General features: G+C 45.7%; 18 protein-coding genes. 4 read left to right on the top strand and 14 right to left on the bottom strand.

The window, feature by feature from the left end:
- Position 1: 1 nt before the first annotated feature.
- From EO98_RS11415 to EO98_RS11405, 3 genes are read right to left on the bottom strand one after another with little or no spacing between them, the layout of a single operon-like run.
- Positions 2-787 carry an ABC transporter ATP-binding protein gene (locus EO98_RS11415; RefSeq protein ID WP_048136967.1) on the bottom strand — a complete coding sequence of 262 codons (786 nt, stop codon included), beginning with the start codon at positions 785-787 and terminating at the stop codon, positions 2-4.
- Positions 784-1,821 (bottom strand): iron ABC transporter permease, encoded by a 1,038-nt coding sequence (locus EO98_RS11410; RefSeq protein ID WP_048136912.1) that lies wholly within the window; start codon positions 1,819-1,821, stop codon positions 784-786. Before EO98_RS11410 ends, EO98_RS11415 begins: the two co-directional genes overlap by 4 nt.
- A 42-nt stretch (positions 1,822-1,863) precedes the next feature.
- The gene (locus EO98_RS11405) at positions 1,864-3,006 is read right to left on the bottom strand and encodes an ABC transporter substrate-binding protein (protein WP_048136909.1); all 1,143 of its coding nucleotides are present in this window, start codon (positions 3,004-3,006) and stop codon (positions 1,864-1,866) included.
- Positions 3,007-3,534: 528 nt separating this feature from the next.
- On the opposite strand from EO98_RS11405, the gene EO98_RS11400 reads away from it, so the two are divergent.
- Positions 3,535-4,401, top strand: coding sequence for a class I SAM-dependent methyltransferase (locus EO98_RS11400; protein WP_048136907.1), 867 nt, complete (start codon positions 3,535-3,537; stop codon positions 4,399-4,401).
- A gap of 247 nt (positions 4,402-4,648) precedes the next feature.
- Here the strand turns inward: EO98_RS11400 and EO98_RS11395 are convergent, their stop codons facing one another.
- The 6 genes from EO98_RS11395 to EO98_RS11370 all read right to left on the bottom strand — a co-directional run bounded on the left by EO98_RS11395 (position 4,649) and on the right by EO98_RS11370 (position 11,932).
- Positions 4,649-6,127, bottom strand: coding sequence for a phenylalanine--tRNA ligase subunit alpha (locus EO98_RS11395; RefSeq protein ID WP_048136905.1), 1,479 nt, complete (start codon positions 6,125-6,127; stop codon positions 4,649-4,651).
- 78 nt (positions 6,128-6,205) lie between these two features.
- Positions 6,206-7,519: a tryptophan--tRNA ligase gene (locus EO98_RS11390; RefSeq protein WP_200895261.1), complete on the bottom strand. Its 1,314-nt coding sequence runs from the start codon at positions 7,517-7,519 to the stop codon at positions 6,206-6,208.
- Between the two features lie 258 nt (positions 7,520-7,777).
- Complete coding sequence (locus EO98_RS11385) at positions 7,778-8,992, bottom strand: radical SAM protein (RefSeq protein ID WP_048136901.1); 1,215 nt, start codon at positions 8,990-8,992, stop codon at positions 7,778-7,780.
- 333 nt (positions 8,993-9,325) lie between these two features.
- Positions 9,326-9,934: a translation initiation factor IF-2 subunit beta gene (locus tag EO98_RS11380; RefSeq protein ID WP_048136899.1), complete on the bottom strand. Its 609-nt coding sequence runs from the start codon at positions 9,932-9,934 to the stop codon at positions 9,326-9,328.
- Positions 9,935-9,971: 37 nt separating this feature from the next.
- The gene (locus EO98_RS11375; protein ID WP_048134893.1) at positions 9,972-10,493 is read right to left on the bottom strand and encodes a 50S ribosomal protein L16; all 522 of its coding nucleotides are present in this window, start codon (positions 10,491-10,493) and stop codon (positions 9,972-9,974) included.
- Between the two features lie 281 nt (positions 10,494-10,774).
- Positions 10,775-11,932 (bottom strand): DUF1786 domain-containing protein, encoded by a 1,158-nt coding sequence (locus EO98_RS11370; RefSeq protein WP_048136897.1) that lies wholly within the window; start codon positions 11,930-11,932, stop codon positions 10,775-10,777.
- A 218-nt stretch (positions 11,933-12,150) separates the two neighbouring features.
- Here EO98_RS11370 and EO98_RS11365 point away from each other — a divergent pair, with 218 nt between their 5' ends.
- Positions 12,151-12,690, top strand: coding sequence for a molybdenum cofactor biosynthesis protein B (locus EO98_RS11365; protein ID WP_048136895.1), 540 nt, complete (start codon positions 12,151-12,153; stop codon positions 12,688-12,690).
- A gap of 138 nt (positions 12,691-12,828) precedes the next feature.
- Here the strand turns inward: EO98_RS11365 and EO98_RS11360 are convergent, their stop codons facing one another.
- The 3 genes from EO98_RS11360 to EO98_RS11350 form a co-directional block, all read right to left on the bottom strand.
- Positions 12,829-13,092, bottom strand: coding sequence for a FeoA family protein (locus EO98_RS11360; protein ID WP_048136894.1), 264 nt, complete (start codon positions 13,090-13,092; stop codon positions 12,829-12,831).
- A gap of 157 nt (positions 13,093-13,249) precedes the next feature.
- Positions 13,250-15,385, bottom strand: coding sequence for a ferrous iron transport protein B (gene feoB, locus EO98_RS11355; RefSeq protein ID WP_052734410.1), 2,136 nt, complete (start codon positions 15,383-15,385; stop codon positions 13,250-13,252).
- Between the two features lie 442 nt (positions 15,386-15,827).
- Complete coding sequence (locus EO98_RS11350; protein WP_048136892.1) at positions 15,828-16,625, bottom strand: winged helix-turn-helix domain-containing protein; 798 nt, start codon at positions 16,623-16,625, stop codon at positions 15,828-15,830.
- Positions 16,626-17,014: 389 nt separating this feature from the next.
- Here EO98_RS11350 and EO98_RS11345 point away from each other — a divergent pair, with 389 nt between their 5' ends.
- Entirely contained in the window at positions 17,015-17,275 is a 261-nt protein-coding gene (locus EO98_RS11345) for a YhbY family RNA-binding protein (RefSeq protein WP_048136891.1), read from the top strand.
- Between the two features lie 665 nt (positions 17,276-17,940).
- A complete protein-coding gene (gene alaS / locus EO98_RS11340) occupies positions 17,941-20,718 on the top strand; it encodes an alanine--tRNA ligase (RefSeq protein WP_048134898.1) in 2,778 nt (925 codons plus the stop codon).
- 614 nt (positions 20,719-21,332) lie between these two features.
- On the opposite strand, the gene EO98_RS11335 is transcribed toward alaS, so the two are convergent.
- Positions 21,333-22,373 carry a methyltransferase domain-containing protein gene (locus EO98_RS11335; protein ID WP_048136963.1) on the bottom strand — a complete coding sequence of 347 codons (1,041 nt, stop codon included), beginning with the start codon at positions 22,371-22,373 and terminating at the stop codon, positions 21,333-21,335.
- A gap of 357 nt (positions 22,374-22,730) precedes the next feature.
- Positions 22,731-23,033, bottom strand: coding sequence for a hypothetical protein (locus EO98_RS11330; protein ID WP_048136889.1), 303 nt, complete (start codon positions 23,031-23,033; stop codon positions 22,731-22,733).
- Positions 23,034-23,317 lie beyond the last annotated feature (284 nt).

Genomic DNA, 23,317 nt, shown 5'->3' with positions numbered 1-23,317 from the left:
ATTATTTGTGATTTTTTCTTCTACCGGCAGAACAGACGGGGAGGATTTCAGGAATTCCTTCCTCGTCTACAGATACTCTGGCATGGACTCCATATACGGACTCGATCATCTCGCAGGTCAGCACCTTGTTCGGAGACCCGGAGGAGACAACTTCACCTTCCTTCATGACAACTATATGATCGGCATAACGAGCTGCAAGGTTAAGGTCGTGCAGAGCCGTCACCAAAGTAATTTGTTTATCAGCCGAGATTTCCCTGATCAGTTCAAAAAGTTCAAGCTGGCGCTGAAGGTCAAGTGAATTGGTCGGCTCATCCATAAGGAGGATCTCTGGCTCTTTTACAAGTGCCTGAGCGATTGAGACCATTTGCCGCTGCCCTCCGCTAAGTTCGTTTAATGTTCTTGAGGCAAGCTCTTCAATTCCGAGTTCTCCCATAACCCTGTATACAATCCCCAGGTCCTCTTCTCCCACCCTCCACTTAAGGGAGTGAAGGCGGCCGAGAAGAACCGCCTCAAAAACTGTCAGTACCGCTCTTGAAGGGGCATCCTGCGGAAGGTAGCTCAGGGCTTTTGAAAAATCGTCCCTGTCCATTTTCCGGATGTCTGTTCCGTTTAAAAGAATCTTTCCTTCAGGCCTGAGTAGTCCTGCAATACAGGTTAACAGAGTGGATTTTCCTGCGCCGTTCGGTCCTATAATGGCTGTCACCATTTTTTCAGCAGTCAGGGAGATACCCTTTAAAACCGGGGTCGTACTGTAGGAATAAGATAGATCAAAGACTTCAAGTTTCACCAAAAATCCCTCCTCCGCCTGAGAATCATGAACAGGAAAAACGGAACCCCTATAAATGAGGTGGCAATTCCTATTGGAAATATTGCACCCGGAACTACCAGTTTACTTGCAATTGAAGCAACGGATAAGAGAAAAGCCCCTCCAAGGGCTGAAAGTGGCATGAAATATCGCTGATCCTCTCCTACGAGCATACGTGAGATATGCGGGGCAACAAGCCCGACAAAACCGATCGTACCAACAAAGCAAACTGCCGTTGCTGTCAGAATCGAAATTAATACAAAAGCCTTGACCCTTAGCTTTTCAACGTTAATTCCGAGGCTTTTTGCCTTGTTATCACCTAACCGGAGAGCAGTAAGTTTCCATGCATCCAGTGCAAAAATTGGGATTATCAGTATCAGAACTACAAAAACGATAGCGACTTTGGGTAGTGTTGCCTTGGAAAGGCTTCCGAAAAGCCAGAATATTACGGCTTGAAGCTCGTCTGCAGATGCAATATATTCGAGGAGTGCGATCATCGAATTGAACAGAAACAAAAGGGCAATTCCTGCAAGGACTATTGTCTCTGTGGTCCCTTTCTTTTTGTTTGCAATGAAATAGATAGCAAGGCAGCAGAGAAATGAGAAGAAAAATGCATTAAATGGAACTAAAATTTCCTCTGCAAAAGGAACAACTCCCACTCCGAGCACAAAGGCGAGGGCTGCTCCAAATCCCGCAGCTGCAGAAATTCCAAGTGTGTAGGGGCTCGCAAGTGGGTTGTCAAGAATGGTCTGCATCTCAGCACCTGCAATTCCCAGGGCAGCTCCTACTACAACAGCCATTGCGGCCATTGGTAACCGTATAACCCATACGATTGCGTGTCCTGTAGAATCCCCTAACCCTAAAAGGGCTAATACGACTTCCCTCACCGAAAGCCAGGCAGGTCCGCTCATTATGTCAAGAATGAAAGACAAAACTACAGCTGTTCCCATCATTAAAATGAAGATATATTTCCGGGAGGTAATCCCGGAATAAATCTCCTTTGGTTCACTCTTCATCCTTGAATAAGTTCCATTCGAATAACCTTTCATATTCGATCATTACTCACCAAGTTGAAGAGACCAGACTCCGCTGTACTCAACAGGAAGAAACTCCTCATGAAATTTCTTTAGGTTTGCTTCGGGGTCAAGGTCCTTGAACTCTTCAGGATAGATTGACTTTGCGATGAACTGAATAGCAACAAAGTCCCAGATATCCCGTGCAAGACCATGGTGGATTGCGTAAATCCTATCGCTTTTGACAGCATTAATGGTCTCCCATCCGGCCCTTTCAGTGAAGGGATCAAGGGTCTTTTCAGATTCTTCTTTTGTGCTATAATAACCAAGCCTGAGGGATTCTTCATATGCTGGCCAATACGAACCTGTAAAAATAATTACATCAGGGTTCTTATCAAGAAGGTACTCGGGATTGAGAGGGCCCCATTCATCAATTACACCGTTCGCAATATTTTCTCCGCGACAGTTTTCGACAAGTGCACCCCACATAAAAGTTCCATAAGTGTTATATAACTCGGAAGGTCCTTTCATTCCGCATTCAATGTAAACAGCTGGTTTTTCGGTATCGATTTTTTCAAGGCGCGATGTCACCTCATCAATTTGTTCCTGGTAGAAATTGGCAAGCTCTGCCGCCTTGTCTTCCCTTCCAATAACTTTGCCAATGACCTCAATGCTCTGCCTGTGGGTTTCGGGCCTTTCGGAATGGAAATCTATAATCACAACCGGAATTCCAGCCTCTTCTACTTTCCTGTATACATCAATGGTATTATTGTAGCGGAATTCTGGAACTATAAGTACGTCAGGTTTGAGTGCGATGACCGATTCCACATTCAAATCTTCGCCGTTGCCCACTGTGGGAATCGAGTCAAGTTCGGGAATAGCTTCCACATACTTCTGCCAGATCCACTTGCGGTGGTCACTGAGCTCGGTGTCCATCCCCACAATCCTTTTGACAGCGTCTTTTCCATCCAGAGCAAAAAGGGTGTAAAAAGCACCTCCTGCTCCACTGTCTTGAAGAATTATCCTGTTGGCAGGTTCATGCAGCATAACTTGACGTCCCGAGAGATCGGTTAAGGTGATCTCTGCTCCGGTATCAGTATCCTCAGGCTCATCCTGGGTGATACACCCGGAAAAAACCAAACACAATCCTGTAACAAGGAGAAATGTTATGTAAATATACTTCTTCATAAATAAATCTCCAACTTTTTTGGCCAGTTTTATACGAAAAAATCTCCAACAATATGTATTTTTTATATTATAATTTTGCTTCTTCGTATTACTCCTTACTATTAATACTTGCTGATTTATGTTCATTCCAAAAACATAGTTTACATTTTGTTAGTACAAAACCACATCAGAAGAGGTCTCAAACATAGTATCTGCTGGATAATTTATGCTGTTTCCTGCTGCTCTAAAGCATTTTTATATAATCCTCGATTATTATATTCTCATGTGTATATATTCAATAGAATTATTGCAATGGGAGCGCAGAGGGTACGAATACCCTGTCCTTTACAGGCTGTCCGACAATTATTGGGAGTAATAAAAAAGTGCTAAAAAAAAGTAAATAAAACCTTTAAATCAAAAAAGAAGTAATTAAAAGCTTTTTAGGGATGACGAAGTAAAGAGGAGGCTATAATATTTATTTCTCTATGAGATCTGCATGATAACAAAATTAAATGTGCATTCCGTACTAAATGAATAGAGAGAGGCAATATGACAAAAGCAGCAGCTAAAACAGGCGTGAGTCCAACAGCACTGGTTGCTATTGAACAATATTTTCCTGCGAAGCAACGCATCATCGAAGATGACCTGGCCTATCGAATACTTCCGTTAGGCATGAGATCTCTTGTATGGCTGATGCGGTTTAATTCTTTAAGGACCTGGATGATCCGAGTTACCAAGAATGACACTCCCGGTCTCTGGGGTGGTATGCTGTGCAGAAAGAGGTACATAGACGAGAAGCTGATCGAGTCGGTTGATCAGGTTAACGCGGTCGTGAATCTGGGTGCGGGCTTCGACACCCGGGCATACCGGTTACCAGCTCTATCTAACATGCCAGTCTGGGAGGTTGATCAGCCTGAAAACATTAAGTCCAAGCAGACCCGGCTGTGTAAGTTGTTCGGAGCAGTCCCGTCCCATGTCAGGCTTGTGCCGATAGATTTCGATCGAGAAGAATTGGGTCCCGTTCTTGCGTCTTATGGCTACTCGGTGGATAAGCGGACATTTTTCATCTGGGAGGCTGTCACGCAGTATCTGACTGAAACCGGAATCAGAGCGACTTTTGATTTTCTGGCTAAAGCCGAGCATGGCAGCCTTCTGGTTTTCACATATATTCGCAAAGACTTTCTCGATGGCCGGGTCATGTATGGCTGGGAGAATATCTACAAAAAGTACGTAAGGGATAAGATCTGGCTTTTCGGGATGAACCCGGAAGAGTGGCCGGATTTTCTTGAGGAGTACGGCTGGAAGGTAGTCGAGCACGTCGGTTATGAGGAGCTTGCCGGGCGGTATATCAGGCCGACCGGTCGGGAACTTGCTTCTACACCGGTTGAAAGGGTAATCTACGCAGAGAAAGTCTAATCGATTCCTATTGCGCGTATGCACAATTAACTTTTTCTCATTCCACGGAACGGTTTAGCCAACCTGTTTTGAGCAAATTGATGAGCAATCTCCGATCGCGCCGGTAAAATTGAATCTCAAAATGTCAACCGTCTGATAACGTGAGATCATAAATGTGAAAAAAAGAAGTTGCCTGGGGCTGGGACAGGCAGTTTTTACAGCCCATGAGTCACTTAAGTTTTTAAAGCTTGAATTTTCACTTTACGCTTTAAATCTTGCATACTTCGCTCTTCCTGAGCCAGTCGATATCGGACTGGTAGAGGAGCCTCAGGTCTTTAAGCCCAAGTTTCAGCATGGCGAGCCGGCTTACCCCGAGCCCCCAGGCAAGGACGGGTTCTTTGATCCCGAAAGGTTCTGTGACTTCTTTCCTGAAGACGCCTGCGCCTCCGAGTTCAACCCAGCCGAGGCCTTCCACGTAGACCTCAGGTTCCACACTCGGTTCGGTATAGGGGAAATAGCCGGGGCGGAAGCGGATTTCTTCGAACCCCATCCTGTGGTAGAATTCTGCCAGGAGCCCGAGCAGGTCTGCAAAGGACATATCTTTGTCCATGACCACGCCTTCAAGCTGCTCGAATTCAGGGGTATGGGTCGGGTCAATTGTTTCCCTGCGGTAAGCCCTGTCAATACAGAAGGCTTTTACAGGCGGTTCGGGATGGTCTGCGAGGTACTTTATGGTTACTGAAGTGGTATGGGTCCTGAGCACATTGCGCCCGGCAAGTTCCCTGTCCCAGATTCCTCCCCAGCCGCAGGAGTCAATGTCTCCTCCGTTCTCGTGCATTGCTGCCACTTTCTCCGGATATTCAGCCGGGAGCTGGCAGGTACTGCCGAGGTGGAATGTATCCTGCATATCCCTGGCCGGATGGTCCTGGGGCTGGAAGAGGGCGTCGAAGTTCCAGAAAGAGCTCTGGATGATGCCGCCTTTGATCTCTGTAAAGCCCATTTCCAGGAAGATCTGGCGCATCTGTTCAATCAGACGCCTGTAAGGGTGGATTTTTGCTCCGTAGAGGGGCTTTGGAGTAATGTCGAGCCTGTAAGGCCTGAACTTTTTCCCTTTCCAGGCTCCACTCTTCAGCAGTTCGGATGTGATCTGGGCAATTTCTTTTTCAAGGACAATGCCCTGCGCTGCAAGTGCGCTTCCTGCACCTGTTATGGAAACAGTCCTGAACTTATCTTCGTGTTTTATGACGAGTTTGCGCTTGAGCAGGTCCTTTACAGTCCCTTCATCGGCTGCAAGCTCTTCGAGAGTCTTTATCTTGCCTGCGAAAGATTTAAGGGCTTCTTCATCTTTGCCAGCAGGAGCTTTTCCCGAAGGCACCATCATCCCGTTTTCAACCTTTGCCCACCCTTTTTTTACGAGCCAGCCGGTTGCAATTCCCACGGTCTGAGGGGAAAAACGGCTCCTCAGTTCTTCAAGGGAGGTAGGAGTTTTCAGGGCGTCAATTATCTGGCGCTCCGGAAGTCCTGTTTTTGTATATTTTTCTCCTTCCTTTGTAAGGGAGTAGCGTTCGAGCACTTTTTCGGAAACGGAAGCAAGTTCTTTTTCCTGAAGCATGAAGGCAGCCTGCATTGCGGCATCTACCTGCAGCCCCGACTTCTCTTCCAGTTTATCGGGAGCTGTCGACCCCAGTTCCTCAAGGGCGAGCAAGACTTTTTTCTCGTTGATTGTGAGGTTATCCTGAGCACTCATATTGTAACCACGTCCTGATCTTCCTGAAATGATTAAGAATTTGATAGGTTATAAGAATTTAATAAGTATATTTTTAATTTAATTTTTGTAAATAATTCTGTACTCATCAAGCTGTTCCCTGGCAAGTTCCCGCTTTTCCTGATGGTCTTTAAGGAAATCATGCATCTTTTCGGCTGCAAGCTGTTTGCATGAGCCGCACATCCTTGTTCCTGAGACACATTCCTGCCTGATTTCCAGCAGTTCTTTGTCATCATCAAGCAGATGGAAAAGCATCAGTTCGAAGACAGAACACTCTTCAGGATTTCCTCCAAGCTTTTTCTGTTCTTCGAGGGTTACACAGCCTCCGGTCTTTGCCTTCTTTACCTTTTTTGCCCCTTCTTTCGGGTCGTCCGTAAGGGCAATATGGCTATCAGGGATGCTGCTCGACATCTTTCCGCCCTGCAACCCGCTCATGAAGCGGTGGTAGGTGGACGCAGGAGGAATGAAAGCGTAGCCTCCGAACTCGACTGCTACGTCCCTGACAAGCTTTTCAAGTCCTGCAAGATCGGGATATTCGAGTACGTCAATGTGCTCTTCATAGAGTTTTACTTTCCCGGGAATGCGTTTCTTGAGTTCCTGGAGGGCCTCTTTCGGGGCTCCTTTTCCCCTGACGCTCAGGTATTTCCTTTCTGTCTTTACGTCTGCCCGTTCCTCTACCCTGAACATGTTCATCTTGCCGGCAAGCCCCCTTGTAAGGCGGAGATGAGGGTCCTGGTCCGGGCCCACTGGTACTACAATGGGTTTTGGTCCCCCAAATTCTTCTAACTGGGGCTGGAGGATATCTGCAGCCTGGGTTGCTACGCTTATCATATGGGAGAGGCCTGTCTCTCCTGAAAAACCGTAGATGGCGCTCAGTTCCGAGAAATTAACCTTGACCCCGAGTTCAAATGCCAGGTCTTTGACGCTTCCACAGCCTGACTGGAAATAGATAAGGCCGTCGGGTTTGAATCCGAAGGCAATCAGGCTTAATATGTATTCTTCTACCCCGATTTCCCTGCACTTCTGCCAGGAAAAGCCGCGGACTGAATAAGCTTCTCTGTCTGCAATCCCGACAAAGGCGGAAGCTCCCATTTCCTGGTGCCAGACTATCTGGTCCATGACCATCTTGTGCCCAAGGTGGATCTTTCCGGAGGGCATAAAGCCGTCCATGACTGAAAATGGGGCACCTGTCCGCATGGCCTCTGCAATCTGTTCGTAATCACGGTGCCCGAAGATAACTTTCCTCCGCATGTACATATGCGGGGAAGGGATTTCCGGAAGTACGTTTTCAAAAGGAGAAATCCCGAATTCTTCGAATAACTTGGAATAGTCAGTGATCTCGCTTGAACTCCATGGGTCAAGTTTAGTATTCATAAAGTCCCTCATGGGCTGCCTTTTCCGGAAAATTGCCGAAGGCAGCTTTTTCTTGCTACATAAATAAGGGTGACGTAAATAAGGGTGTAAACCCCACTCCGGCTAAATTGCTCTTTAAAAATACCTGCTCATATGTAAATGTTTATCTTCTGTCAGCCCTGGATACTGTCATCTACCTGTTATCTATCTGCTTTTGTTTCTTTAATATTCTCATCCGGCTGCCAGTAAATTCTAAGCAATTCTGTTTATATGCCCCGGTTATTTCTCGCAAATCTTTTCAAAAGGATAGGGCAGTTTTGCCTCTTCAGGGATCTTGTCAACGAATTCCATAAACTCGGGGTCGTGCATGGGGCTCAAACTTTTCTGCCGCTGGAAATACGGATAGCTCCTGATTCTCTGCCAGATCTCTTTTAAGGGTACTTCTTTTACATTCCCGAATCTGAAAGGAGGGTAAGGGCTTGGTTTTACATCACCATCGGCGGTTACATGCATCCAGCGCCGGCCTGCCATTGCACCCATCATCTGCCCTTCGAAATAAGTGTTTGAAAACATGCGAGGGCCTTCCGGGTCCGAGTTTATCTTCCTGTACATCTCAAGAATTGTTTTCCGGTTCCTGTCATTAAGCGCAGGTTCACCTCTGGTTTTTGGCATTGCTTCCCAGACTGAAAACTCATGTACCCCGAGTTCCGATGCAAGATCATAGAGGGCAGGAAGTTCCTGAATGTTTGAGGGAGAGGCGTGAGTTGTCATTACAACCAGAAGCCCTGCTTCAAGAGCCAGTTTTATGGCAGAGACAGCCCGGTCGTACGCTCCTGGGGAGTTTCTGGCAGCATCGTGTTTTTCGGGATTAGTTGAATAAACGCCAACCATGAGGGAATGAAGTCCGGCTTCTTTTAATTTAAGGGCAGTTTCTTTTGAAAAATCCGTGCCCCAGGTGGAACAGTTCACTATAGCACGGGTTTTGTCCACATACTCGATAAGCTCGAAGACATCTTCCTTCAGCAGGGGATCATTCTCGGTAAAAGTAATAATGAGGGTCCCAAGTTCCAGGGCTTCGTCTATTATTCTTTTAATTGTGCCTGTATCCAGTTCGTCAGCAGTTGTTCCTGGCGGGTACCTTGAACTGGTCTGGCGGGTGAGCTCAATGGAGACGGTTTCAGGAATATATTTTCCCAGAGCTATATGAATTTCTGCAAAAATAAGGCGCTTGAAAACGGGGCCTGGGATGGGAGGCAGCCATGCTGAAGGAACAACCCTGTCCTCCTGTACAAGAGCTGCTTTTTCTTCCTGAAGACGTGAATTCATCTTTTTCAGTATAGGGCCGCAGGCTGCTTTCAGGGTCCCGCTTGCTGTAAGTTTCAGGGCTTTTCCTTCATACCGCTGAAGGTTCACAGACAGCCCTGGCATGGAGAAAAGTTCTATATTTCTGTCCCTTACATGAGAGTCCGGTACAGTCTTTTTTTCAGGAGTCATTTTTCCTCACAGGTCATTTTCTTACAAGTTCCTGATTTAACTGGCAAATATTTAAAACCGTCTCTGGTTTAAACCGCTCGTTTAAATCATTCCTGTTTTTTCCGAGTTAAACGGGGGCGTTTTATTCGAAAAATATACTTTAAACCAGCCTCAGAAAGCTGCAAACTCTTTAAAAATAGGCAGTGCCTGAATGTAATACTGAACATGAAATTATGTTGAATATCAGAATATCAGTCTTGAAAATGAGGACTTCGGCTGTCCGACACGATGACTGAAATTAATTAGTAGTCAGCCTGGACAGCCTCTTAAAGTATTTAAAAAAAAGCTTAAACCTTATGCCCTTTCTGAGAAGGCAAGGTTTCCGCTGATTTTCTTTATTTTTACTTTGACCACATCGCCTTTTGCGGCTCCGGGCACGAAGACTGTGTACTTATCGATTTTTGCTATCCCGTCACCTTTGGACCCAACGGCATCTATCCTGAGTTCGTAGGTTCCGCCTTCTTCGATAGCATCCCTGACAACCACGTTGCTTACCTTTCTCTTTTTGACAGGTCTGTGAGCCCCACAAGCAGCACATTTCAGGATAAGCACTCTGTCCACCCTTACAAGCTGGGTATCAGGGCGTTCGCATTCCGAACACATAACGTATTCGTCAACATATGCCTGAATATTATCTGTAATCTGAGCTCTCGTAAACCTGCCCTGGAAGACTGCACGTGTGCCTTCTATCTTCCCTGCAGTCCCCAGTTCCCTGGTGAGATATTTCATCAGGTGGTCAGGGTCCCGGTTAAGGATGTCTGCAATGTTTCCAAAGTTATCCAGAATTGTGGTTTTACCTTCGGAAAAGAGTTTGGGTTCAGGGATTACGAATCGAGCATCAGTAGTCTCGGTGTCCGGCATCTTTGCCATTGCACGATCCAAAAGCTCTTCGTAATCATACATTCTTTAGACTCCTTTGTAATCTTTAAGGATTTACCGGTTACTGTACCAGTTCTGCGCCTTCATCGATAACGATTCTGCAGGGTGTGGGCAGCTTCTGTCCAGCGTGCCAGAGAGCTTTCTTTGCAGCCTGGAAGTTCTGCTTCTCAACTGCCACTGTAAAGATCTTCTGCATTGCGTTTACCCTTGCTGCAGTACCGACATTCTTTCCAAAAGCCCTGCGCATCCCACTGGATACACGGTCAGCACCAGCGCCTGTTGCCTGTTTGTTTTCCCTGAGTACTTCGTGGGGGTAAACACGGAGCTTCATGTAAAAGCCCATCTTTCCGGCATCTCCACTCAGGTGCCTGTTTGCTGTAATACGGGCTGCTTCAAGAGCAACGTGCCTGATCTGGCATTTTTCTTCTACAAGCAGGGAAATTTTAATCGGGAAGGAGGTATTTGCTTTATCTCCCATGTCATAGTGAATAACCTGACTTCCGGGAACACCGCCCATGTATTTTTTTCTGGTAAATGAGCGCTGTCTCACGTTTCTGTACATACTTCCTGGCTTTCGTACCATAAGATTGATTCTCCTGAAATATAATGATTTTAATAGAAATTTGTTGTAACGGATTTGTTTCCGTATATAAATGTTTGCATCACGTTTGTAAGAAACTGTTTAGCAAACCATTCAGTATCAGATATGTGCATATAGAGCTACCTGCCTGTATTTACATTTATCTGTAAATCTGCCCTTACGGGTTGGCAGGAAACTTTTGCGTCCCCATGTTCTCCGATAGGGAATTTCACGCCTGAAATTCTACAGTCCCTAAAATTTTATATATCCCGAGCTTAGGTGACTTATTCCCTACTACTTAGTGGTTTATAAGTTTTATTGATAGCCTCCGGTTGTTTATATGATGGTTCCGGATATTTCTCAAAAAATCCTGTAAGAAGCCCGAAGCAGCCTGAAAGCATCATACTCCCGAAGGGTGCGGCAAAGTGCAGCTTTTTTGAAATTTCCTGCCTGACTTCTGAGCCCGGGAGCTTTTCAAGCATCTCCCTTTTCGGACCTGTAACCATTATAGAGCGCACCTGCTCAATGCCAGGGGCTTCCTTTACATATGCACCATGCCCTCCGTCATTAAAGACTTCCTCAAAGCCAAGCTCCCCCCCGGCAAGTCTTATAACATAGTCCTGGAGCTTTTTCGGGTCCATGCTGGAACTATGATGCTCAAAAATAGCTGTGATCCGGTTTTCATTTACAAGAGCCCCAAGAGTATGCCCGTTTCCTATATTGACCACGATGGAAGGCTGGACGGCTACAGGGTCAGTAAGAGCCCCGAATATGGCTGCAGGCCCCGTATCCATGAAAACTGCCCGCGTTTTAAGGGCTGTCGTGGCTTTAAGAAGCGAATCTGCCTGGGCTTTCATGCGGGTAAAAGCCTGCGGGATTTCTTCGGGCCGGTACACAAAGTTTTCGAGTTTTCCTCCTTTATCTATAAGTTCTTTTAAAAGTTTAAACCTGTAGACTCTGTTGCTCTTATCCGGGGCGTTTCCGTGGTCCTGTACCGCCACCGCATAATTTTCCGGCATCCTGACTTCAAAATTTGAAAGTGCGCATGATACGGCACAGGGGTCAAAGTCCTGCATAACAATTTCCAGCGCCTCCCCTGAACCTGCAAGTTTCTTTGCCTCCTCCTCCGAGACAATCCGGACTCCGAAAGCCTTCACTCTCTCAAGGTTGTCATGAATGGTCAGAGCAGCTTCTTCAGTGGCATACACCGGAAGGCCTGCTTTCAGGTGAGTGCGGACAGCCCACGCCGAGGGCCCTCCTCCCATTATGTTTCCGGTAAGTACAAGCGCCTTTCCTGCCTTTGTTACTCTCCTCACTCTTTCCGCAGTAACCTGTGTGGGAGCGGGCATGACCATTATCAGGCTGTTTTCAACCTCTTTTTCCGAATCAAAGAGCAGAATATCCTGCGTACCTGTTCCTATATCCGCCGCAAGTATATGCATAACCTGAGCATTGGGCTGGTAAGTTATTAAAATATGGGCAGGCAAGTAAACATAACAGGATACGGGATAACAGGATGAATAGACATAATGTGGAAACATAACGTGGAAACATAATGTGGAATCATAATGTGGAAACATAATGTGGAATCATAATGTGGGAACTGAACAGGATACCCAGAAAAAGAGAATAATCTGAAATATTGGAGAGTGCTGTTTTCATGAAAGAATCTACACCAGAAATTCACAAAAAAGATGCTAAAAAATCTTTTTCTTTCGCTTTAATTACGATTTCGACCTCAAGATACGAAAAGTATGGGGATTCAATTTCTCCCGATGAGGCGGAAGACCTATCGGGAAAAGCTATGAAAGAACTTCTTGAGGCCGCAGGCAACAATATCTCTTTCTACAGGCTTGTGCCCGATGAAAAAAATATATTTCTTGATGCCATTTCTGACGCTCTTGACAGTTCTGCGGATCTTGTCATAACAAGCGGAGGCACAGGGCTTGCTCCAAAAGACCTGACTATCGAGTCCGTAGCCCCTCTTTTTGAGAAGGAAATCCCTGGCTTCGGGGAACTTTTCAGGTATAAAAGCCTTGAAGAAATAGGAACATCGGTAATCCTTACCCGGGCTTCGGCAGGCGTAATAAAAGGAAAGGCTGTATTCTGTCTGCCAGGGTCTCCAAACGCGGTGAAGCTTGCCCTTTCTAAGATTATCATTCCTGAAGCCGGGCACATTGTCAGGCATGTGAAGGAATAAATCCCTCCTTTTTTCCCGATTTCTTTTTCCGGGCTGCGTCTTTTTACAGAAGAATTGAGAAGTTCTGCTCCTGAAACCTGCAGCTCAATTACTTCTATTCTTCTGTATTTACTGTGATTCTTCTGACCCTGTGCCGGCTCAATAGCTGACATAAATATGGTTTGCAATTTCCCTGTCCACGGCATAGCGGGTCTGATCCACTTCAAAAAGGTAGGACGGGGAGCGCCTGAGCAGCGTAACAGGCATGCCGGGCAGGATCCCCATTGCTATCAGTTTCTGCAAAATCCCAGTGTTTTTTGTTTCCAGATGGGAGATCTTCCCTGCTTTTTTAGGTTCCATTGAGGAAAGTGTGGTAGTTTTAAGGGAGGGATTCAGAGAAAGATGTGAGTTTTCTGCTATCATTTAAAGAGTCTCCTTATAAGCTGTATTATCTTTGCTTCTTTTACAAGTTCGTACCCGCAGGAAGGGCAGCACTGTTTGTTGCAGTTGTGCAGTTTTCCGCAGCCGGTACATTTCGATTCATCTGCTTTTTCAAATTCGCTTCCGCAGAGGGGGCAGTTTACAGTTTCACCCCCAGCGCGGTCAGCAGGGTGTTTACAATAAAGCCTGCAAGGAAAGCAGAGGGGAAAATGAAGCCGGAGATTGCAAGGGCCATTTTAAATCCTCTCTCCTTTATTGTCATCATGAACTGGGCAATGCAGGGCATAAAGAGGGTCAGAGTGACTGCCGCAACCACAAGCTGCACACCGGTAAGTAACCCGGCATCATGCATTCCGTAGAGCCCTGCTGCTCCGAAGTCCCTTCTGAAAAAGCCGAAGAGAAATATATCGGCAGCATCAGAAGGCAGGCCGATCCAGACTGTCGGATATTCCATAGCTTTCAGGGCAAGGGCAAAAAGACCTGTCAGCCTTCCTATCCAGATCAGCACGCTTGCCAGGACAAAGAGGGGCAGGACTTCCAGGAAGTACCAGTGCATTCTTGAGTAGGTCTTAACTGCTATGTTTGAAAGCCGCGGTATCCTGAGAGGAGGCATTTCCAGTATGAATGTCGGGGCTTCTCCTGGCAGGATTCTGGCAGCCAGGTATCCTATGAAGGCAAACTCAAGTACTATTACACCTGCCCAGACAATCAATCCGTTTGGGTTTCCGGAAAGAACGGAAAGAATAATGCCAAGCTGGGCCGAGCAGGGGATGGCAAGGGCGAGCAGAATGGTTGAAATCAGCCTTTCCCTTTTTGTCTCAAGAGTCCGCGTGACCATCGTAGCCATGGTTGAGCAGCCAAAACCAAGCACCATCGGAATTACTGCCCTTCCACTGAGCCCAATTTTTTTGAACATCCCGTCCAGGAGCAGACCCAGCCTTGGGAGGTATCCCGTATCTTCGATAATTGAGAAGACAAGGAAGAAAGCTCCCACTATCGGCAGGATAAGGGCAATTGCGTAGGTTACGGCCTGCGTAAATATCCCGTACTCTCCTACAAAGAGGTCCTGCAGGGCAGGGTATGGCACAAGGGATGTGAACCATGTGGTCACCAGGGGGTTTATGTACTCTCCGAATAACCTATTTTCCAGGAGGTCTACAAGAGTGCCTGCTGCAAAGACTCCTACGAAACGGTAAAGTCCGAAGTAAAGGACAAGGAGAAGCACCGGGATGCCAAGCAACGGATGGGTTAGCACGCTATCGATGTTTTCTGCGAGGAAGACTTTTTTCGTTTCCCTTTTTTTCTTTTCGTTTTTTGTTTCCTTCGCTGCTTCTTTTTCCTTTCCCTGTACTCCCATTACCTGTTCTACGATCTCGTTTACAGGCTCCTGCCTCTTGAGGGTGAACAGGTATGACAGAGGGACTCCTGCTTTTACTGAGGCTGTTTCTGCAAGTTTCTGAAACTGCTCATTCTGAAGCTCCTCAAAATCATTTTTCCCTGCCTCACATTTCTCTATTTTATGCCGGTAAACCTCGCCGGGGCTGTATACAAAATCAAGTGCCGTCCTGTCTCCCTGAAGTAGCAGGAGAGCAAGGGACCTTTTTGATATCCCTGTTTCCTCTACAGTTTCCAGCAAACCTTCTATTTTCGAGATGTACGGCTCTACTTCAGGCCCGTAATCGATTTCCGGCGTGGTTTTCTCCTGAGTAAGTTTCTCATGAGAATATTTCATAATTGAAGCTTTGAGTTCTTCAATTCCTTTCCCCTCACTTGAAACCGTGCCTACCACAGGGATTCCGAGGGACAGGCTGAGTCTCTGTATGTCAATTTCTATTCCCCTTTCCTCAGCTTCGTCCATCATGTTCAGGACAAGGATAAGGGGGAGCCTGGCTTCAAGGAGCTGGAGTGTAAATGAGAGCATGCGCCTGAGATTCCTGGCATCCACCACATGCAGGCAGACAAAGGTTTTCTCGTCAAAGAGCAGGCGCTGGGAGACTCTCTCTTCTTCGCTAACAGGGAGCAGGGAATACATTCCAGGAGTGTCGATAATTTCGTACTCCAGGTCTCCAATCCTGCTTTTTCCCCGGCTGACCTCAACTGAGGTCCCCGGATAGTTTGAGACAACAGTATAACTTCCTGAAAGGGCATTAAAAAGGCTGCTTTTGCCCACGTTAGGGCTTCCTACAAGTACGATTTTGGGTAGCCCTTTACCAGGCATGCATTCTTTTTTTCCCCGGCAGCACTCCTTTTCAGGACAGATAAGTGGTAGTTTCATGCTTTAACTCTCATTTATGCGTCATATTTATTTTTAGGTATGCCTAAATTTTAACTTTTGCCATATTTAGGTATACCTAATATTTAAGGTTAATGAAGTACCTCCGGATTTTTTATGGAAATTCTTTAATTAAATACAGCTTCGTTTGACCATATCTCTTCAAAAGGGTTTCATCTAAAAAATGCTCGTCCTTAGTTATACAGTTGATATTTGGTATCAGGTTTCCAGCCTGCCTAATGCTTTTGTTTTTATCTACTGTACGCAGGCAGGCTCAAGCAGGGCGCGACGCGTGGAAAGAAGGAACAGAAAATACAACAAAAGGTCATTTTGGAATAATAACAACTAATTAACTAGGGAAAACCAAAAAAAGTTTCAAACTCAGGTGGCTCTAAAAAACAGCTTTTGACCTGAGATTGCGTTTTTACAGTTACTTATCAAACTCTTATTTTTCTTTAATTTTAATCTCTCTGCTCATGTCTCTAAAGTATTCGAACAGGTCTTTTCCCCATTCTATTGCCCCGGGTTCGAAGCTTATTACATACTGGCGGTCAAATCTTCCGCTTTCATTAAACAGCCCCAGAACCATTATTTTATCCGAAGATGCAACGATTGCAGGGATCTCCACTTCTGTTTTGTCCATTATAAAGAGACTTGTATTTTTCATTCTGAGAAGCTCTTCTCCTTCTTTTTTGAAATCCTCGGCAAGCCGTAAGTACACAGATTCGTTCAGGACAAGGGAGATCTCAGTGCCCCTTCTGGCAAGATCCAGGAAGAAGGCCGGGAATTGGGGATGAAAATAGGAGAAAAACATAAGGATATGATTTGAGTTCGAAACATGTTTCATGAATTCCGGGTTAATATCAAAAGTATGGCTCAGGTCCGGTTCTATCAGGCGATAATTCCCAAGTTCGCTGATCCGTTTCATAATATGAGGAGGAATAGGTGAGAGGTTTCTGTCTGCCCAGAATTCCTCATTTTTCTCAAAAACCTTCAGGGTATCAAGAAGAGGCTGCATTTTCTCTATAACAATCTCTCCTATCAGGCTGAGGCGATACACTCCTTCTTCATGGATTACAAGGTTCTGTTCTTTCAGCTTCTTTATCTGGGGAAGGAGAGCGGTTCTTGGAACCTGAAGCCTGTCAAGAATCTCCTGGGCATTCTTTGGTCCTTCCTTCAACAGCAGGAGAAAATCTCTTCTTTTCTCTGAAAACAGGATCAAATCAAGCAAGGTTTGGTTCATTTACGGTCGCCTCCCGGAAGTGGAAGAGGGGTTTTATGTTCCATTTTTGTTTCTCTATATCGTTAATGAATATCAAGCCAATAATAAAGATGTCGAAATTATGTGAAATCCCTGTTCAGGCTCGGTATCTATCCACGCAAAAAGCCCACATACTGGTGAAATAAATAATTGATACAGGAACTGGAAACCAGTTGATCCCCGAAATTGGGCTCACCGGGAAACTTTGATATAGATGCCGGTGAGAATGGGGGAAATCATACTCAAGGGTAAACTAGCTTCAAGGTAGAAGGAATTATTTCATCGATGTTGTGCATTTCTTATCACATTGATGATGTGAGCTTTTTATAGTTAGCAGGCGAGTTTTATCATTAGCGATGTGAGGAAGGGCAATGGAAAAAGAAAAACTATATCAGCTGAAATCCGATGCAAGCAAGATCAGTCCTATTCTTAATATTGGAAAGAATGGGGTCACTGAACCTTTGATCGAAGAACTGAACAATAAGTTGAAAGTTAACAGGCTTGTAAAGGTCAGGGTACTCAAGAGTGCAGAAGAAGGAAAAGATTTGAAAACAATCGCAGCTGAGATTGCCGCAGCTACAAGATCCACACTGATTGACGTACGCGGCAGGACAGTTGTGCTGTACAGGTAATGATTTCAGGGAGCAGGCGTACTTGATTAGCGTTACTTGATTAGCGTTACTTGATTAGCGTTACTTGATTAGCGTTACTTGATTAGCGTTTTTTAAGTTGAAGCTTTTGAGTAACAGTAATTTAGTATTATAATTGAGGGTACTTAAGTAGCTGAAGTATGCCTCCTTTAATCTTCTCCCTACGATGTCTTTTTTCAGGTTGCTTTACAGGCAAGAAGTTTTCCTCCTGAGGTAAAGAACACCTTCTTATCTTTCATACTGAAGAACAAAGTTTTTCTGTAGAAGTGTCCCTAATAGTTAAGGTTCGTAAGTGTGGGCTCGTTTAAATACAAAATATTATGTAACATTATTATATATTTCGTCAGTATTCTGTACATTTCATCAGTATTATGTAAGTTACTTATATTAAAAAACAATTAGCTGTAAAAGTTTATTCGTACACAAGCCCACATAGCCTCATTATTTGAGGTTGATTTCCATGCCGCTGTACGTAAAAATTAATGGATAAACGCATTAAGATCATCATTTAAGATCAGTATAAGATCATCATATAAGCACTAAAGTGCCTGAAACCCCCTGAGACGGTTGAGCTGGGATACTTCTGCTTTCCTTTTATTTTCAGATACAGCGGGGCAGATCGCACCCTACCATCCGGAGAGATTATCATGCTTGAAGATGAGTATCAACTTGACTTTTTCAAAAACAACGGTTTCGTCCGGAAGCAGTGCCAGAAATGTGGCAAATTCTTCTGGACACGTGACCCTGAAAGAAATACTTGCGGAGATGCGCCCTGTGATCCTTATTCCTTTATAGGAAGCCCTGTCTTTTCCAGGGAATTCGATCTTTCAGAGATGCGCGAATACTACCTTTCCTTCTTTGAAGCAAGAGGGCATACAAGGATTGATCGCTATCCTGTGGTCGCTCGCTGGAGAGACGATATTTACCTTACCATTGCTTCAATTGCAGACTTCCAGCCCTTTGTAACTTCAGGACAGGTTCCACCTCCTGCAAACCCCCTTACGATTTCCCAGCCGTGTATCAGGTTAAACGACCTGGATTCGGTGGGCAGGAGCGGGCGCCACCTGACAACTTTTGAAATGATGGCGCACCACGCTTTCAACAAAAGGGACAATGAAATTTACTGGAAGGAGCATACCCTGGAACTCTGCGATGAGCTCCTGAACTCTCTCAAGGTAGACCCCTTTGCTGTAACCTACAAAGAAGAGCCTTGGGCAGGCGGAGGCAATGCCGGGCCCTGTGTAGAAGTCATTGTGCATGGGCTCGAGCTTGCCACCCTTGTCTTCATGGACCTGAAGACCGACAAAAAAGGAGATGTCCTGATCAAGGGCGAGACCTATTCAAAGATGGACAACTACATCGTGGATACCGGATATGGTCTTGAGCGGTTTGTCTGGGCTTCAAGGGGTTCTCCTACTATTTATGATGCTCTTTTCCCCGGCATAGTAAACGAACTCATGGGGCTCGCAGGGCTTGAACACGAACTGAATAACCCTGAGTATGCAAACATCTTGGCGCAGAACGCACGGCTTGCAGGGTTTATGGACGTCAGTGAAAAGGCAAACCTGCTGGAACTCAGGAAAAAAGTGGCCTCTAGCATTGGGATGACAGTGGAAAAACTCTCTGCTATCATGGAACCTGTCGAAAAGGTCTATGCGATCACTGACCACACGCGCTGTCTCACCTTCATGCTCGGGGACGGAATCATTCCCTCCAATGTCAAAGCAGGTTATCTGGCACGCCTCGTCCTGAGAAGGACGCTGCGCATGATGAAAGACCTTGATATCAGGATTCCACTCGCCGAAATCGTGGACATGCACATAAAGAACATGCCCGAGTACCCTGAGTTCAGGAATAACTTCCCTGTCATTAAGGATATCCTGGAATCAGAAGAGGAAAAGTTCAACGCTACCATGGAGCGGGGACGCAGGATCATCCATAAATCGGCATCCCATTTCAAGAAGACCGGAGAAAAAATTCCTCTCTCCCAGTTAACCGAACTCTACGACTCACACGGAATACCGCCAGAGATGGCAAAAGAAGTTGCAGCCGAGATAGGGGTCGGAGTGGAGTTCCCTGACAATTTCTATTCCATTATTGGTGAATTGCACAACAAAGCTGAAGAAAAGGAAGAACAGGTAATTCCTTTTGCAGAAAGGCTCAAGCACCTTCCTAAGACCAAACGCCGCTTCTATGACGAACCCACCCGTCTGGAGTTCGAGGCAGTCGTCCTTGATGTGTTTGATAACCATATAGTGATGGACAACACATTCTTCTATGCGGAAGGTGGAGGGCAGCCTGCAGATCTCGGGACCGTCACTGGTGGAGATACCGTTTACAGGGTTGTGGATGTTCAGGTCTATGACGGTGTAATCGTACACACAGTTGATATTCCTGACAGGGGACTTGAGATCACCAAAGGCGATATTATCACTGGAAAGGTCGATGAAAAGCGCAGGATGACCCTTGCAAGGCACCACACAGCAACCCATATTGTAAATGATGCAGCCAGAAAGGTTCTCGGAAAACACATCTGGCAGGCTGGTGCCCAGAAGTTTGAGGACCACTCCAGGCTTGACCTTTCCCATTACAGACACATCTCTCCTCAGGAAATCAGGCAGATCGAGCTTCTGGCTAACCGCACGGTTATGGAAAACAAACGTGTGGTTACGGAATGGATGATGAGGACTGAAGCCGAGCAGGAATACGGCTTTGGACTCTACCAGGGCGGAGTGCCTCCAGGAGAGAAGATCAGGATTGTAAAGGTAGGAGACGATGTGGAAGCCTGCGGTGGGACCCACTGCCTGAGTACTGGCATCATCGGGCCTATCAAAATCCTGAAGACAGAGAGGATTCAGGACGGAGTAGAGAGGATCGAGTTTTCAGCCGGAGATGCAGCAGTTCGCGCCATGCAAAAAATGGAATCTCTCCTTGTTGATTCCGCAAAGACCCTGAGCGTGCCTCCGGAACACCTCCCGGTAAGTGTGGATCGTTTCTTCGGGGAATGGAAAGACCTCAAGAAAGAAAACGAAAGGCTCAAAGAAGAACTTGCCCGGTCCAGGGTTTACAGGATGCTCGGGGATGCTTCTGAGGTTGCAGATTTCAGGGTTGTTGCCGAATCTGTTGCGGGAGCAGATTCTCTTGAACTTCAGAAGATAGCTACGGAACTTCTTAAACATGAAAATGTAGTTGCCCTTCTAGCAAGCGATGTTGAAGGCGTCAAGCTTGTAGCATCTGTCGGAGAAAAAGCCCTGAAATCCGGAATCAATGCCGGTGGCCTTATCCGTGAGATGTCAAAGATTGTCGGCGGAGGAGGAGGCGGAAAGCCTTCCTTTGCAATGGGCGGCGGAACTGATCCCACAAGGATACAGGACGCTCTTGCCAGAGGGCTTGAGCTTGTGAAAGATGCCTGCAAGCAAGCCTGAAAACCTAATGGACCTCTCAGGTTGAATGGTTCAATCAAAACCGATTGAGCCAAAAATCAAAACCGATGCCGGGTTTATAAAGCCCGGTTCTTTTTATCTTTTTTAGTTTCTGGATTTCTCTCTTTCAGATCTTTTTATCCTGATGTCTTTTTTGAGAATTTTTCCAATTATAGGTGGTCCGCAGTTAATAGGTTGAGACTATTACGGAGCAACCATAATGGCTTTCCCAGTCTTTCCGTTCTTGCGCCCTGGCGCTGCTGGAGGCGGTGGGCTTTGAGCAAATTAAAGTGAACTGCTTCAGTCGCAATGGTTAATCGGGTCTCAAAATATCACCCGCTTACCAGTGGGCGATTAAATTAGAGATTCTAATGTGAACATTCCACTTCCTTCAGTCCAGCTTTTATAACAACGGAAGGCACGGAAAGCATGGAGTAAAAGAGTATAGATAAGGTCGTTCCGTGTCCTTTCGTGTTTTCGGTGGTTAACTTCTTAACTCAACTTCTTAAGTTAACTTATCATCTTACCTTCTTAGCTTAACTTCTCATCTTAAACTATTAAGTTAACTTCTTATTTTGAAATTTATAGAAATTTTAGAATTGCTTATTACCGTGTTTTCAGACCTTAAAAAGCACTTCACAGAGAATTGCAATCCCGTCTTTTACAAAGAGGTGTATGGTTTTCTTCCCTTCAAGGCCTTTTTCGACTTCGTTTCTGACTTCCCAGTAGTCCTCGGGTTTTACGCCTGCCCGAAGCACGACACTTCCAACGTTCCTGTCCTTCAGGAACTTATTGATTTCCCTGGGTTCAAAGGGAGTGACCTTCAGGACCAGGTAGTGATGTTTGATCATGGACTGCTTTATCAGGGCATCAGAGGTCATCAAAAGCCTCTTTTTGTCAACTCTGAACAGTTCGAAAGCCCCTACAATGGGCCCTGCCATCTGCATCATGGATTCCACAAGTTCAGGCAGCAGCCCTGCTGCAACAACAGAGGGTTCTGGTTCATAGGCGCAGAGTTTCATCTTTTCCGTTTCCCTTACCTGCGGAAGCGGCATATTCTTTGAGACCAGCCCTTCGCCTGCAGGAAGAGCCACAGCAAGCCGATCATACTGTTTTAACCCGCCGAAGTAGAGAGTCAGGCGGTTGAGCTGCCCTTCCAGGGAAATATACTCTTTTTCGCAGTCAAAAGGAATCCTTTCCGGCGGCATCTGTGGCGGAGCTTCGAAGGCGAAATTTTTTGTCTTTTCCCCATAAGCCGAAATCACATTCGGGATTCCGGGCTCAAGGCTCGAGACATGTCTCTCATCCTCTTCTGCCGGTCGGAAAGGGTCCGAAAAAACGACGTCTACTGCCGGGATCTGCTCTATCACTTTCGGGTCAAGGGCATCCCCGCAGATGAATTTCACATTGTTAAGCCCGTACATCTCGCAGTTCTGTTTTGCATATTCGATTTTCGCGGGGTCGATTTCCACTGCATATACAAACTCACACTGCTGCGCAAAGAAGACGGTTTGCCCTCCTATCCCGCAGCTGATATCAGCAAGAGTCTTACATCTCAGGCGCTGTGCCCTGTAGCGGGCAATAGGCTCAGGGGTTGCAAAACGCACGCTTTCCTTATCCCCGTGCAGGGGTTTTTCAAATTGTTTTCTCCGTGCCACGTCGATCAGAGGAGTAGTAGGAGTTTTATGGGATTTAAAGGCAACTGAAAAGGAAGGTTGTATTACTTCCCGAGTTCCGAACCCTGTTTTAGTGGAGATTGCTCGCGAATTAGATACACCTGGAGATTTCAATTATCTCTGTATTTTTTCTGGCTCTATCGGCAGAAGGACCGGATCACAGTGCCTTCCTGAAAATTGATGACCTATTTAGCATTCATAAAACCTTAGCAGAAAACCCGTTAAATCTTTATTTTAGCGGGTAGTTGACTTTCTGTTTTCAACTGATCCTGGGCCATAAATATGGGATTAGAAAATTAAAAAAAGATAAAAATAGTTTCGAATCAGTAAATGTTAAACTTACGTTTTCCACTTCTCTATCTGTTCTTCACGCCATTTCTCGATCGCTTTCCATATTGGCAAAGGATCAATGCCATGAACTTTGATATATTCATCTCGCATATACTCGTTCATATTGCCGTCTATGAAGCGTAATGTAGCTTTATCTGGCTGCAACCTTGCTCCTGCCGGTACTGCTACAGGATCTACACACACCTCTGCACAGTAGCGCCACTCTTCTCCGCCGCCTGTTGACTCTATCCTGAACGGCTTTCCGCAGTTTGGACAGACTCCAATCATTGTCCGATCATCTTTTTTATCCATGTTTCCCCCCATGGCAAGAAATGCCAATCTATCTAAAATTCATGGAATATTATATATCCTGTTTTATATATCCCTTTTGTCTATTGTTTCAATCCTTTTTTCAGTGGGAAATGCCTCTCGACGGGTTTTTAACAAATTGATAATTTTCTCCTCAGGCCAAGATATAATATTTGACCAAAAATGGTTCCATTGGTCATCGGTTAAGCGTTAGGGAATCACTCTCGCATGTGTTTTTATAATAATAATCTAAATATTAGTGCATCTATGTCTCCTCGTCCCCCACC

The organism is Methanosarcina sp. 2.H.T.1A.6 (assembly GCF_000979455.1).
Lineage (GTDB): Archaea > Halobacteriota > Methanosarcinia > Methanosarcinales > Methanosarcinaceae > Methanosarcina.
The sequence above is the reverse complement of the archived record's forward strand: the minus strand, read 5'-3'. Positions and strand labels throughout refer to the sequence as shown.